Below are 13,154 nucleotides of genomic sequence, written 5' to 3'. Positions count from 1 at the left end.
ATTAGTTGGATTATTTCAACTAAGTCTAAAACTCGAGATTACTCACCGTACCCTCTGCGGCCAGTGAAATCGCTAACACTTTCCGCGAGGCAGAACCTTTAACCGTTAAGACAGTGGTCAGTGTCGACTAAGCACTAAGAACAGCCCACATGCACCCAAAAGAAACAAGGCCAGGGTGGTCATTAGTATCGCCACGATGTCCGCGTTAATACGCTCATTCTTAATTCCTAGCGCCATGCGCCGGTACCGGGCACGTTGCGAGGCAAAGATCCCAAATGCCATGACGCCCGAGACGCTGATCATCAAGATAATCCCGTAGCCATAGTGCGGAAGCCAGCGTAAAAACACGGCACTCACTACAAGAAATGAGACCAGTGTCCGGGTCCAAGCAAACACCGTGCGTTCCGGCTGCAACCCCGGATCGGTGATCGCTATCAGTTCGCTCATGAGATTCGAGAACTAATAATCATCGCCACCGCGGCTAGGGAAGCGACCACTGCACCGAAGCCCAGCAGTGGCACAATCGCCGGAATTGGCAGTGGCTTACCCGTACGCATACTGCGCTCCACACGAACCCAGCGCACCGCGGCTCCGGCGGCAATAAGCATTCCCACACCAATAATGAGAACCGCAAGCCAGGTACGCACCGGCGAGGGAAACGCTTCTGCAGCAAAGGCTTCTAAGGCAGTACCGCCTGCAAGAAATGCCAGTGAGGTCCGAATCCAGGCAAGGAAGGTGCGCTCATTAGCCAGCGTAAATCGTGGGTCTGGCTCCTGTCCCTTAGGCAGGACCCAACGCGATAGTCGGCTTCGCTCGTGCTCTGACATGCCCCTCCTTTGGGTGTGGATTCCGCTCTTAGTACACCATGGGCGCCGCTGATTCTTCGACTTTGCGCAGATTAGCGTCGCTTTGAAGCATACCGCCCTATTCATAAGAAAAACCGAGGTAGTTGGTAGATAAAAACAGTTTTACGAATGTGATGCAGCGCATAACAATAGAGGGAGGTACTAGAACAACGAAAGGTCGCAGACCATGACCTCCACAAATTTGAATCCCCACGTCGTCACGCTCGGCACAGCCGGCGGGCCACGTTGGTGGACCGGAGAGAACGCAGGGAAGCGTGCAGGCATTGCCACGGCAGTGGTAGTCGGCGACAGTGTTTATCTCGTAGATGCCGGGACCGGGGTAGGCAACCAGCTCATGAAGGCAGGGTTCAGTCCAGCCAACCTGCGTGGCATCTTCCTCACCCACCTGCATTCGGATCACACCATTGACCTCGCCTCGCTGGCCATTTTCGGGTTGTTCACCCTGCCAGCCGATAAAGAGCCGATAGTCATCCTTGGCCCCGGCGAGCGCGGCGCTCTTCCGCCGGTCTCACCGCGAGCTACCGTGCCGCCGAAGGCCTTGTACCCACAGAATCCCACGCCCGGCACCGCGTCAATGTTTGATCATCTAATGCAGGCCTACGCCACAGACATTAATGATCGAGTCATTAATGCGTTGCGCCCTTCGCCACTGGATCACTTCAGCGCTCAGGACATTCAGATTCCTGAAAATACCGGTTATCACCCCAACGATAATCCGACCCCTGAGCAGTTCGCCCCCTTTGTCATCTACACCGATGAGCTGGTCACGGTCACTGCGACGCTGGTCAAGCATCCACCGATCGCGCCGGCCTTTGCCTTCCGCTTCGATACTGCCGAAGGCTCCGTCACGATTTCTGGTGATACCTCTCCGTGCCAGAACCTGGTCACGCTCGCCAAGGACACCGATTTGTTACTGCATGAAGCTATCGATTTCGACTGGGTGCAACGTGCTTACGGATCCATTGGTACCTTGGAGGCACAGGCCTCTATGGACCATCACCGGCGTGCACACACCTCCGCCGAACAGGCCATTGATCTCGCCGAGCAAGCTGGGGCACGCACCCTCGCCTTGCACCACCTTGTACCGGGCACAACCCCACTATCGGTATGGCTTGGACATGCGACAAAGTTCTCCGGAAATTATTTGGTTCCCAACGATCTCGACACGATTTCATTCAGTCGGACCTTTAGTGAAATGGCGGCAGCCCGATGAGCAACACCATCAACACCCAGCAAAATGTAGCAGGTGAGGATTTGAAGGTTCCATCCCTGAACTCCCCACAGATGCGTCGCATTCTTGCCTCAAGCTTCATCGGCAGCGCAATCGAGTTCTACGACTTTATCCTCTACGCCACCGCCGCGTCCTTGGTTTTCAACAAGGTGTTCTTCGTCGGGTTGACTCCGCCCGTAGCGCTTTTCGCTTCCTTCGCCACGCTAGCGGTGGGCTACCTCGCTCGCCCACTGGGTGGAATCGTCTTTGGCCACTTCGGCGACAAGATTGGTCGCAAGGGTGTACTGATTACTTCGATGGCAATGATGGGCGGTGCTTCGACCCTGATCGGCTTGCTGCCACCAACCGCTCAAGTGGGCATGATTGCACCCATCGCTCTCATCGCACTGCGCATCATTCAGGGTTTGGCCGTCGGCGGCGAGTGGGGTGGAGCCATGTTGATGGCGTTGGAACACGCACCCAAGGAACGCCGCGGTTTTGCCGCAAGCTTCGCCAATATGGGCGGCCCGGCTGGCGCGGTGTTGGCAACCCTGGCCGTATCGGCTGTCACGCTCATGCCTGACGAGCAGTTCCTCTCCTGGGGTTGGCGCATCCCGTTCCTGATCAGTATTGCGCTGGTTGGTATCGGTCTTATTATTCGTCTCAAGGTCGCCGAATCCCCACTTTTCTTGGCTTTGGAAGACAAGGCAGAAGAGCGCAAGACTCCGTTCATGGAAGTCATCACCAAATATCCACGTTCGGTCATTCGCGGAACGCTAGTTGGTATGAGCTCGTACACCGTTCAGGGACTGATGACCGTCTGGGCTATTTCATATGTAGTCGAAGAAGTGGGCATGGACCGCACCGCGGTACTGAACATCAAAGCAATCGGCGCGGCACTGACCGTAGTAGGCATCTGGTTTGCAGCCCGCTACTCCGACAAGCTGGGACGTCGACCGGTGATGATGGTCGGTATCGCTGCCGGAGCAATTATGGCGCTGCCAATTATGTGGATGTTGCAGATGGGGGAACTATGGCTCTTCGCTATCGCACTGTTCATCGCTAATGGCATTGTTCAAGCCACAATCTTTGGGCCATTTGGTGCCTTTACTGCAGAGCTATTCCCCACCCGTATCCGTTATACCGGTGCATCGCTGGTGTACCAGCTCTCCTCCACCGTGGGTGCCGGATTCACACCGATGATCGTCGCGGGACTGGTACTGCTTGGCGGCGGAACTCTTTGGATCGCAGGCGGGGTATGGGCCGCAACATTTATTGTTGCCGGGCTAGCCATGCGAGGAATCAAGGAAGGTCGCGAGGCAGACCTCGAGGCTGAAGAGATCTCGTAATACGAAGTCGGGAAGTAGAACTCAGGGTTGGTTGGAGCCGTCAGGCGCTAACCAACCCTGTTTTCCTTTTCCGCTCCAATTTCCTCACAGAAATCGAGGAACGCACGCAACCTCAAGCTCGGTCGGGCCGACGCCGTATAGGCGACACAAATATCGCTTTCACCGACCTGCCCTTCAATCTCCAGCGCCGCCAGTGGCAAGCCGTCGTAGCTAAGATTTACCGGAGGGCGTTGCACAAGCACCGTGTAGCCAAGCCCACGCGCCACCAACCCGCGTACCGCTTCAAAGCTCTGCGAGCTCCAACGCACCTTCGGGTCTAGTCCGGACATTCGCAAGTTGACCAGTTGATTGTCACGCACGGTGGGGATGTCCAAGGAGACGAAGTCATCCTCGGCTAATTCCGAGAGACTGACGCTTTTGCGCTGAGCCAACCGGTGATTGCCTCCGACCAGCACGTAGGGACGCCCAGACATCACCCGACGAAACTCAACGTGGGGCACTAAGTGCCGCGTATGAGTCAACACCGCGTCGAGATGCCCTTGAAGCATTCGTTCTTGAAGTTCTGCACCATCACCTTCAACCAAGGTCACCTGCAAATCAGGATTCACGTTGGTAAAACGTTCGCAGATCACCGGAATCCAGAACGCCGCCAAAGAGGAATAGCACCCTATGACCAGCGGTCCGGAAAGTTTTGTTTGGCGCTCAACAATTTGATCCTGCACTTCTTCGGCATGGCGCACTAGTTGTCTGGCGTCGTGGAGAAAATCGGTGCCAACCGCGGTCAAGACCACCCCGCGGGCCCGGCGCCGCACAAGTAGTTGGGATCCAACTACCCGCTCAAGTTCATCCATGGCTTGGGACATCGCTGCCTGCGAAATATGGCTCGCGACAGCCGCTGCAGAGATAGAACCTGTCTCTGCAACAGCGACGAAGTACTGCAGTTGACGCAGGGTGTAGTTGATCACCACCACAGTCTAGCCAGCGTCACGCCGGGGCTCTCAGCAGTGGCGTAACTCATCAGCTTACTTATGTAGCTTCATGAAACTTTTGCTCTCATTTTCAGTTAGTTCCGTCGGCGAGGACTCGACGGAAGATTCTGAGAGCCTCCACTGAGAGCCAGTACCCCCAGATTGCGGTGAGATAAATAAGAGGTAAGTCGAGAGCAGCCAAAGACGAAAATAACGCCACAACATCTGCGAAGTGGCCTTTTCCCCAAGTCACTGCATAATAGTACGAGAGGCGCTTTCCGTCTTTGTAGCTGAAATACTCCGTTTACTGTCAGTATCGGTGAAAACGGTGCAATCACGGTTGCTTCGAATTATGAGGCGGGTCGCAGTGGGCCAGCATGTAAGCAGAAGATGAGTTTGGCCAATAACAACACTGGTCGTTCGGTCTCTAAAGTTCAGAAAACAGCATCTAAAAGTAGTACTACGTGCAATTCCCTGGGCCAACCAGAACGAGCTGGCTACCCGATAACATTTTTCGAGTGTGCGAATGAAATTTACAATACGACTTTCGTTGAAGATCGTTCCCCTGATTGTCCTCGGTGTTCTTACTTCCGGCTGCGCGGCTGGTGGAACATATGAGGATTTTCTAACCTCCGAGGCTACGAGCGGTGAAAATCTCAAGCTACCTCAGGAGCATGCCCCAGTAGAAACATGGGAACACGTTGCGATTCTGTGCCCGTACTCGTCGTCACCTACGAATCTTCCTGCGGCAATGAAGGCCGCAACAGAGCAAATTAACACTGACAGCGACGATAGTCGACAGTGGCTGGTGTTTGGCAAAGGAAATAATGCACAGTCAATCGTTTTGAGTCGCGCAAAGATTGATTTCTGCTCTTCTGAAACAGACAACTCGAACATTCATTTAGCTGATCAGCTGTGGTCTGTTCAGGACGATGAAGGGATCCTATTGTTTTCGCACGCTCCTTCTTCGAATTTTTCATCACCAGATTCTCCGTAATTAGTTAAAATCGGCTGTCAACAAGCTCGCACTCCTCGACAGCCGATCCGATCACGGTGGATCCTGAACTCAAAAATTCTCAACTTTTAAACCCAGAACGCTCCCGATACCTAGTCGGTATCGGGAGCGTTCATGGTTTCTCTGTCTACTTCGAAGCGCCAATAGCCCATACGCGTGGAAGTTCTGTACCGTTGACCGCAAGGTCACCGATCAAGCGAGCCTTGAATACCCAAGGATTGTGATTGCCGGCCGTGCGCGCATTGCGCCAATGGCGATCCAGATTCTTTGAGGTGCTTGTCGCCGAGGCTGCTAGTGCATCAAAGGCATGGGTGATGGCGGTGAGCACCAATGGAGTCAACGCCACCTGGGCTTGGGCCGAGGCTAGTTCGGCGTAGTCATTTGCTGCTTCATCTTCTTCGACCGAAATGAGTCCGGCCTGTAGCTGAAGCGCACTGTCATAGGCACCCTGCAAAGCGTTAGAAACACGTTCTACCGTAGCGGTGGCGGCAAACGCTGCCGCGGACACTTCCCCTATTACCTGCAGGAGTTGTGGATCTTCGCTAGCCACATTTGCTGCCGCATGGCTGAAGGTACGCTTGCGGTTCTTTAGTTCCAAGGCGAACTCACGCTCCGCAGCCTTGGCCGAACCGGCAAGCACAGCAAGCAATACCTGCTGGTAGAAGGCGGTCTGATACTTAAAACGAGTGTCAAAGTCGATCAGATTCTCTTCCTCCACGCTCGCATCGGAAAAAGTTGAGGTTCCGGTGCCGGTGGTGCGCTGACCAAAACCGTCCCAATCCTCAGCCAAAGCGACACCGGGCTGATGCGCATGAACCGCAGCGATCACGCGCTTACCGGTATCGGTGCGTTCGGCATAGGTATCGAGCCAGTCGGCAAAAATGGAACCGGTGGAATAGTATTTGGTGCCATTAATCTTGAAGCCACCGTGGCCATCGGGTGTCACCTTGGTGATGACATCGCCTACCTTGACGGTCCCGATTTCGGTCCATGAATTTCCGACTAACTCGCCGGCAACAAATCGCGCTAACCATTTGTCACGGCCTGGCCCGGGAGGAGAAATGAGTCGGTCTTCCACAAAAGCGAAGTGGGAACGCAGTGCCTGAGCAATATTTGTATCGGCAGCAGCCAAGTCCACAAAAAGTTCAAAAAGTTCGGGCAGCGTAGCTCCCGCTCCCCCATCACTTTCTGCAATGCGCACCGCACCAAAACCTGCGGCCGCAAGTTCAGCGATTTCGGCTCGTGGCAGTTCGCCGGAACGGTCACGTTTCGCCGCCCCAGCTGCGATCTTCTCAAAGATTGGAGTGAAACGTTCGCGTAGTTGCTTCAAACGATTGCGGGTTGCGGTCAGGGTGCTCATAAATTCTCCAAAAAATCTGCTGTGTACTGTGCTTGATCTGCTGGTGTCGGCTTAGGTGTACAGCGAGATTGGCTGTGCTTCACCGTGCAAGAAATACTGACCTACTTCGATCTTCTTGTAATCCACCGGATCATGCAGGGAGTGTGTGCGTACGTTGCGCCAGTACAGATCGAGCCCAACGTCATTACTAGCCGAAGAGGTTCCGGTAACTTCGAAGATTCGGTTCGCCACCTCTACCCCGGTTTCGGTGGAAACGATCTTCGCTTCGGCAATCGCCACTGCTAATTCGGCACGTTCTTCGGCGGTGACCTCTCCAGCCTTGGCTATCAGCAGGTCATAGGAGCGACCGAGCTTTTCAACGAGCGCTGCAACCGCTGCCGTCCGCGCCTTGAGCTCGCCCAAGGTCCGCTGGAAGACCACGTCCCGTGAATAGGTCGGTGCGGAGGAAAGGAACCACGCGTTTTTGCGTCCCAATAAGAGCTGCTTGCCGCGTTCCAACGCGCCTTGAGCAATGCCCAAATAGAAGTTTGCGAAGGCAAGCTGCAATCCAGGAATGAGTAAGGTGGAGACCGGCTCTTCGGTCACTTCACCGAGGATCTCAGTGGCCTCAACTCGCACGTCGCTATAACGTACCGAATTTGAAGCGCTGAGCCGCTGTCCCAAGTAATCCCAGTCATCAACGAGTTCTAATCCTTCGCGGTCGGTAGGCAAGACGAAGGCCAAGACCTTCCCATCGTTTTCGCCTCCCTGAACCAGCGCGTTGACGATAATTACTTCACCCACTCCCGAACCGGTGGAAAAACGCTTGGCACCGTTAAGTCGGTATCCACCGGCGTCAACGGTGAGTAGCAAAGTCGGGTCAACAGGGTTGACCGAATCGCCCCATAACCACCCCTGTGCCACGGTGCGTTCCCACCAAGCACCCTGCTGTTCAGCTGGTGCGTAGAACGCGATGCCGGTCTGGTTGAAGTAGTGATAGGCAAGCAACTGTGCAATCGATCCGTCGGCAGTCGCCAGAATGCGTACCGCTTCGAAGGCGGTCTCAAAGTGTCCCCCTGCGCCGCCAAATTCTGCTGGCACCAACAGGTCAAGCAAACCCGAGGATCGCAAGAGCTGCGCCTCGGCATGTGGCTGCTCGTTTTTACGATCTCGCTCCAAAGCATCTACTGCCAAGCTCTGTGCAACTTCCGTTGCGACCGCACGCCAACGCGTCAGCTCTTCAGGTGTGGCATTGCCGGTAAATGGGGTACGTGCAAGTGCTGCGGTGGCTACTGACATGAGCAAGCTTCCTGTTCTCGGGTGGTTGATGGCTTAGACGCTACTGCGTAATCACCGGCCCGTCAGGTGGCTTAGTCATCTGCTTACACCGACTGTCACCAGACTTCTTATGGCGTCATGTTGCTGGTTGCCCGACCGATTTGAAGTCGAAATTTCGACATGAAACTACTCATATAACTGTTTGTTAACTCCTCTTGGGCCGCATGCTTGACATCAGGAAACCTTCTCGTTTAAAAGCCAAGAGACGAGCACCGGTGAGGTTCTCGTCTCTTGGAAAGTACTGCTGTGCCTAGAGCAGGATCGCCCCAAGAATCCACACAGTGATAAACGCTGCGGTGCCCTGAATAGCGGTAGCAACGCTCAACGTCTTGTATGCGGTGATCACCGGAATACGACTCAACTGCGAGACCACCCAGAAGTAGGAGTCATTCGCATGGGAAACCACCATGGCGCCGGCACCAATGGCAAGCACGGTGAGCACCATGCCCATATCTGAGCTCAAACCCAGTGAGCCCAGCATCGGCGCCACCAGTGCAGAGGTGGTCACCATAGACACGGTTGATGAGCCTTGAGCGGACTTTAGTGCCGCCGCGATAAGGAATGGAACGGCCAAGCCGATGCCTAACCCGCTGAGTGAATCGGAGAGGATCGTGGTCAGCTTCGACGCAGCAAGGACCGCGCCAAAGGACGCACCGGCACCGGTGATCAATAAGATCGGTGCCGCGGTACGAACCGCTTCATGCATTTGCTCGTTGAAGTCCGCGAGTTTCTTGTTACCTCGCAAGAGCAGGCTCGCGGCAAGCAGGCCGAAGATCAACGCGACGACCGGGGTACCGAGGAAGGACAAGGTTTCCAGTGCAGCTCCCTCACCCAAAGGATGAGATGGAAGCTTGGCTACCGAGGCACCGCAGATCAACACCAAAGGCACGATAATTGGCATGAACGCCAACAGTGGAGCTGGCAGTTTGCCATAGCTGGCACGCAGTTCTTCGTAGCTCTTCTCGGTGAGATCCTCGTGGTCTTCGGCGGGCAGCGGCGTCCAGCTTTTCTTGCTAAAACGGCTAGCGTAGAACAGGCCAGCCAGCGCGGAAATTGCTGCCACCGGAAGCCCGACCGCAATGATTAATCCGAGGTTGTCGGCAATACCGATACTTTCTGCGGCTGCTAGTGGACCTGGGGTGGGCGGAACCATGGTGTGCGTTGCGTAAAGCCCGGTCATCAACGCTACCGAGGTAGCCAAGCCCGAAACTCCGGTGCGGAGCGTGATTGCCTTACGCAGTGAGTTCAGTACAACGTACCCGGAATCGCAGAAAACCGGGATGGAGACGATGTAGCCGATGATTGACAGCGTGAGGTTAGGAAAACGGGTTCCTAGCACCTTGATCAACGCGTCAGCCATGGATATCGCCGCACCGGAACGTTCCAGAATGATACCGATCATCGTCCCGAAAAGGATCACTAAACCAATGTTGCCCATGGTGTTGCCGAAGGCCGTGGTAACCGTACTAGCAATCTCAGCGACGGGTATCTGATAGGCGAACGCGGCAAGAATGGCCGCACCAATCAAGGCAAGGAAAGGGCTGACTTTCCAACGGGCGGTGACCAATACAATGCCTGCTACAAGAATCAGTAGAACTAAAAGTTCGTACATGCGGTAAATGGCTCCTTTGCCAATATGCCTACGGTTTGCGCCGAGCGTCCGCGCATGATTTCTACGGCCTGAACACCCTAAGGGGCACAAAAACCAGCACAGGACGACGAACGTCCTAATTAGTGTAGAGCGCGGGGTAAAACTCACCTATAGGCGTGTGACCAGAAGTTTCTTCGGTTTGATCCTAGAGAATGTGCAGCTGCCCCAAAGCGATCGAGGCGTAGAGGGAATGCTGCAAGCGCAAGAATTGTGCCGAGTGCCGGATATCAATTCCGGTCAGTTGCCCCACCCTATCGATGCGCTGGACAAGTGTATTTCGATGGATATGCAGATACTCGGCCGCTTCAATCATGCTATTCGCGGAAGCGATCACCAACAGTGTTCGCGCCTGTTCCGAGTTCACGCTTGTGGCTAGTTCCGCCAAGGTTTCCAGGTTGCGTTCCGGAGTACGTGCGATAGCCACTGCCACTTCCGGACTCCAAATGCGCCGAGATTCTCGACGAGGCAGTAATTGTGGACTCCGGCTTAGTACGCGCAACACTTCGGCTTCGTTGAGAAGCTGACTTACCTTCGCACTTTTCGCTGATTCCAGGTATTTATCACCCTGCGCGATATGTGTTTCATCGATGGTCGCCTGGCTAGTACGCAGTCGCCAGTATCCCCCGGAGAGGTAGATCCAGGAGGTGCGCTGTCCTTCGACGGCTTGCTGCTGGCTTAAATCCAGACGCGGTTCCTGCGGAATCCACAGTTCTAAGATCCAGGGGGCTCGTAAACCATGGGCGGCCAAGCGTCTGTCGATAAGATCAGCGTCGGAGCTGCCTGCGAATAGCGCAGAAATGAGGTCACGAGCTTCGGTTTCACGCCGGTTACTTCGCCCATGCTCGCGCTCTTGCGCAAAGAGTAATTGCACCGTCAAGGCAATTAAGTTTGCCAGTGGCCGTACTTCACGGGGTGCACCGGTAACGCCGACCACTCCACACAACTGTTCGTTGAGCATCAAAGGCGCATTTACTCCGGGCTGCGTTCCAGCAGCAGCGTCTGTCTGTTCAATGTCGACGATCCGGTTGCTTCGAATCGCTTCGAGGCTTCCCGCATGGTGCGAGCCGACCCGGGATTGGTCGCTGGAGGCAATGATGGTGCCATGTGAATTCATGATGTTCACATGTCGATTGATGGTTGGGGCAATAGTATCGACGACTTTTTGCGCTAAATCTCCGCTTAGCCTGATCGGTTCTTGCTCTTCCATAGATTCATCGTAGCTGGCGGGATGCACTCTCTGAGAGACAGCACGATTTGTCCACGGCGAATTGCTTAGACGTGCCCTGGTTTAGGCGCTGGGTACTTCCATCACTGCTGAGCCAATGAGCTTGCGCCAGATCTATTCGTACGTTCGCCAACCGAGGTTTTCCCCAGAAAAGCGTCTCCGCCCAAGAAGACCAACTCGGTCTTTATGTAGACACACATCACACTTCAGGCTAAAATCCCCCGATTTTCAGGCGAAATTCTAACAAAATATGTTTTTAAGAGAAGAATGCATTAAATACTTGACAGTGCATTGGATCACAAGCAATATGTGTATATGTTCTCGGTCAGGTAACGACTCGCATCGCAATAACCTGCTTGCCCGAACTAACAACTCGAGGAGTAATAGTGAATCGCATCAGGTCTACAGGAACGCTTCTAGCGCTTTTCCTGCTATTCATCTGCGCATTTTTCGGATACCCACTTGCAATGCTGGTCTATGGCGCATTCCGAAGTGGGCAGCCCGGAACTGATGGGGAATTCGGAGTCGCTGGATTTGTCGATTCATACGGTGATCCTGCGACATGGGAGACTCTCTGGGCATCGGTCTTATTTGCTGTCGGGGTACAGACCATCGGTATTATCGGTGGTTTTATCTTTGCGTGGATCTCAATGCGCACGCGGACGCCTGGAGGTAGATCGATTACTCCAATCATGATCACGATCTTTGCGATTCCAACTTTGTTCTTCGCCATCAGCTGGGGGATGATGACTTCACCTTCAGGACTACTAACAAACATCTTTGGTGTGGGGCCAGACGGTTCTCCTCGACTAAATGCCTACTCTTGGTTTGGCCTGATTGTCGTGAGCGGGCTGAAAAGCATATCGGTCATGTATCTATTGCTTATGGGACCGGTGCGAGCATTGAACCGGTCGCTGGAGGAGGCTGCTCGGCTCTCGGGAGCAAATAATATTCGGTTATTCTCGGATATCAACATCCCCATCCTTTTGCCTACCCTTTCAGGCTTGGCAATCCTCGGATTTGTTAATTCCTTAGGCCAGCTAGATGTCGCTCTCATCCTGGGTGTTCCTGCCGCAATTTACGTCTTCCCAACCCAGATTTACGATTTCTTGGCTACTACACCTATTCGCTACGATTCGGCGAGCGCGCTAGCCCTGCTTTTGATCGTGATTATTTACGTCCTGGTAGCTATCCGCTCAAAGGCCATCGGTAACCGTAATTTCATTACAGTTACTGGCAAGGCATACCGTATCGAGAAGGAAGAAATTGGTGGATGGAAGTGGGTCGGACTATCGCTGTTCGTGGCCTATGTTGCCATCGCTCTAGTACTTCCTTTGGTGCAGCTGATCATTGGTTCCTTCCAGCCGGTGCTGGGAGTGACTGGCTTTACATTCAAGCATTACGCCGGGCTTTTTGATTCAACAAAGGTCATTCGTGCCCTCGAAAATACACTTTTCATGGGCATCGTGGGCGGCTTCGTCGCCACCGTACTCGCAGTCTTGATCAGCTACGTCGCTCTACGCAGTAAGAGCCGCTGGGCTCAGGTGCCTGAGTTGATTGTCTGGGCCGTAGTGGCGGTCCCTGGCATTGTTCTAGCTCTCGCAATTACATGGGCATACCTTAGTGTTCCTGGCCTTCAAAAGCTTTATGGATCCGTCTGGATCGTGCTGATTGCACTCGTCATTGTGGTGACACCCATTGCCCAACGAGCGACCTCGGGACCGGTAGGACAACTCGGGGTGGAGCTTGAGGAGTCGGCAAGAATTTCTGGTGCCTCTGCTCCTAAGATGTTGCTAACTATCGTGGTTCCGCTAATTGGACCAACATTCTTGGCATCCTGGTTCATCACCGGAGTCATGGCTGCCGGCAGCCTGGATATCCCTATTCTCCTATCCAGCGCCAAGACCGAGACAGTCTCACTGCTGGTCTATAACTACTACACACAGTTGGGCAATGGGTCAGCAGCAGCTGCCCTGTTGCTATTGCTCCTTGCACTGTTGGCAGCAGGCGGTGCACTGCTGATGGGTGTGGGTGCACTCCTTAAACGGATAAACGCACGCCGCATGATTTCCCGTGGCCACCTTGTTGATGACGCGGATCCTACCAACACGTTTGACCGTAATGAGTCAGATTTCGATGACGATCCAACTAGCAAATTACGCGTGACGACCGCGGCTTCTAACTGATAGGAAA

11 protein-coding genes are annotated in these 13,154 nt (G+C 54.2%); 4 read left to right on the top strand and 7 right to left on the bottom strand.

All coding sequences use genetic code 11. From position 1 onward, the window contains the following. Nucleotides 1-117: 117 nt before the first annotated feature. Nucleotides 118-447, bottom strand: coding sequence for a DUF202 domain-containing protein (locus CQ011_RS08825; protein WP_105676895.1), 330 nt, complete (start codon nt 445-447; stop codon nt 118-120). Next, nucleotides 444-827, bottom strand: a complete 384-nt coding sequence (locus CQ011_RS08820; protein WP_105676890.1) for a YidH family protein — start codon at nt 825-827, stop codon at nt 444-446. The genes CQ011_RS08825 and CQ011_RS08820 overlap by 4 nt, the downstream gene beginning before the upstream one ends. A 205-nt stretch (nt 828-1,032) precedes the next feature. Here CQ011_RS08820 and CQ011_RS08815 point away from each other — a divergent pair, with 205 nt between their 5' ends. Both CQ011_RS08815 and CQ011_RS08810 read left to right on the top strand, forming a co-directional pair. Next, the gene (locus tag CQ011_RS08815) at nt 1,033-2,079 is read left to right on the top strand and encodes an MBL fold metallo-hydrolase (RefSeq protein ID WP_105676884.1); all 1,047 of its coding nucleotides are present in this window, start codon (nt 1,033-1,035) and stop codon (nt 2,077-2,079) included. Then, nucleotides 2,076-3,425, top strand: a complete 1,350-nt coding sequence (locus tag CQ011_RS08810; protein ID WP_105676880.1) for an MFS transporter — start codon at nt 2,076-2,078, stop codon at nt 3,423-3,425. Before CQ011_RS08815 ends, CQ011_RS08810 begins: the two co-directional genes overlap by 4 nt. 47 nt (nt 3,426-3,472) lie before the next feature. On the opposite strand, the gene CQ011_RS08805 is transcribed toward CQ011_RS08810, so the two are convergent. Next, complete coding sequence (locus CQ011_RS08805) at nt 3,473-4,390, bottom strand: LysR family transcriptional regulator (RefSeq protein ID WP_105677617.1); 918 nt, start codon at nt 4,388-4,390, stop codon at nt 3,473-3,475. A gap of 529 nt (nt 4,391-4,919) precedes the next feature. On the opposite strand from CQ011_RS08805, the gene CQ011_RS17670 reads away from it, so the two are divergent. Continuing rightward, complete coding sequence (locus CQ011_RS17670) at nt 4,920-5,390, top strand: hypothetical protein (RefSeq protein WP_146112591.1); 471 nt, start codon at nt 4,920-4,922, stop codon at nt 5,388-5,390. A gap of 145 nt (nt 5,391-5,535) precedes the next feature. Here CQ011_RS17670 and CQ011_RS08795 read toward each other — a convergent pair whose 3' ends face one another. From CQ011_RS08795 to CQ011_RS08780, 4 genes are all read right to left on the bottom strand, one after another. Next, nucleotides 5,536-6,768 carry an acyl-CoA dehydrogenase family protein gene (locus tag CQ011_RS08795; protein WP_105676872.1) on the bottom strand — a complete coding sequence of 411 codons (1,233 nt, stop codon included), beginning with the start codon at nt 6,766-6,768 and terminating at the stop codon, nt 5,536-5,538. A gap of 51 nt (nt 6,769-6,819) precedes the next feature. Next, nucleotides 6,820-8,046 carry an acyl-CoA dehydrogenase family protein gene (locus tag CQ011_RS08790; RefSeq protein WP_105676868.1) on the bottom strand — a complete coding sequence of 409 codons (1,227 nt, stop codon included), beginning with the start codon at nt 8,044-8,046 and terminating at the stop codon, nt 6,820-6,822. Nucleotides 8,047-8,335: 289 nt separating this feature from the next. Further along, nucleotides 8,336-9,697 (bottom strand): GntP family permease, encoded by a 1,362-nt coding sequence (locus CQ011_RS08785; RefSeq protein WP_105676865.1) that lies wholly within the window; start codon nt 9,695-9,697, stop codon nt 8,336-8,338. 184 nt (nt 9,698-9,881) lie between these two features. Further along, nucleotides 9,882-10,943, bottom strand: coding sequence for a CdaR family transcriptional regulator (locus CQ011_RS08780; RefSeq protein ID WP_105676862.1), 1,062 nt, complete (start codon nt 10,941-10,943; stop codon nt 9,882-9,884). Between the two features lie 404 nt (nt 10,944-11,347). Here CQ011_RS08780 and CQ011_RS08775 point away from each other — a divergent pair, with 404 nt between their 5' ends. Beyond that, nucleotides 11,348-13,147 carry an ABC transporter permease gene (locus CQ011_RS08775; protein ID WP_105676859.1) on the top strand — a complete coding sequence of 600 codons (1,800 nt, stop codon included), beginning with the start codon at nt 11,348-11,350 and terminating at the stop codon, nt 13,145-13,147. Nucleotides 13,148-13,154 lie beyond the last annotated feature (7 nt).

The sequence above is a fragment of the Arthrobacter sp. MYb213 genome, assembly GCF_002979915.1.
Taxonomy (GTDB): Bacteria; Actinomycetota; Actinomycetes; order Actinomycetales; family Micrococcaceae; genus Glutamicibacter.
Note: the sequence above shows the minus strand (reverse complement) of the source record. Positions and strands in the feature narration are given on the sequence as shown.

Bases quoted from the DNA above. Each gene is read 5' to 3' on its own strand.
- CQ011_RS08820 (WP_105676890.1), bottom strand. From the start codon at position 827: ATGTCAGAGCACGAGCGAAGCCGACTATCGCGTTGGGTCCTGCCTAAG.
- CQ011_RS08780 (WP_105676862.1), bottom strand. From the start codon at position 10,943: ATGGAAGAGCAAGAACCGATCAGGCTAAGCGGAGATTTAGCGCAAAAA.
- CQ011_RS08795 (WP_105676872.1), bottom strand. From the start codon at position 6,768: ATGAGCACCCTGACCGCAACCCGCAATCGTTTGAAGCAACTACGCGAA.
- CQ011_RS08825 (WP_105676895.1), bottom strand. From the start codon at position 447: ATGAGCGAACTGATAGCGATCACCGATCCGGGGTTGCAGCCGGAACGC.
- CQ011_RS08785 (WP_105676865.1), bottom strand. From the start codon at position 9,697: ATGTACGAACTTTTAGTTCTACTGATTCTTGTAGCAGGCATTGTATTG.
- CQ011_RS17670 (WP_146112591.1), top strand. From the start codon at position 4,920: ATGAAATTTACAATACGACTTTCGTTGAAGATCGTTCCCCTGATTGTC.
- CQ011_RS08810 (WP_105676880.1), top strand. From the start codon at position 2,076: ATGAGCAACACCATCAACACCCAGCAAAATGTAGCAGGTGAGGATTTG.
- CQ011_RS08790 (WP_105676868.1), bottom strand. From the start codon at position 8,046: ATGTCAGTAGCCACCGCAGCACTTGCACGTACCCCATTTACCGGCAAT.
- CQ011_RS08815 (WP_105676884.1), top strand. From the start codon at position 1,033: ATGACCTCCACAAATTTGAATCCCCACGTCGTCACGCTCGGCACAGCC.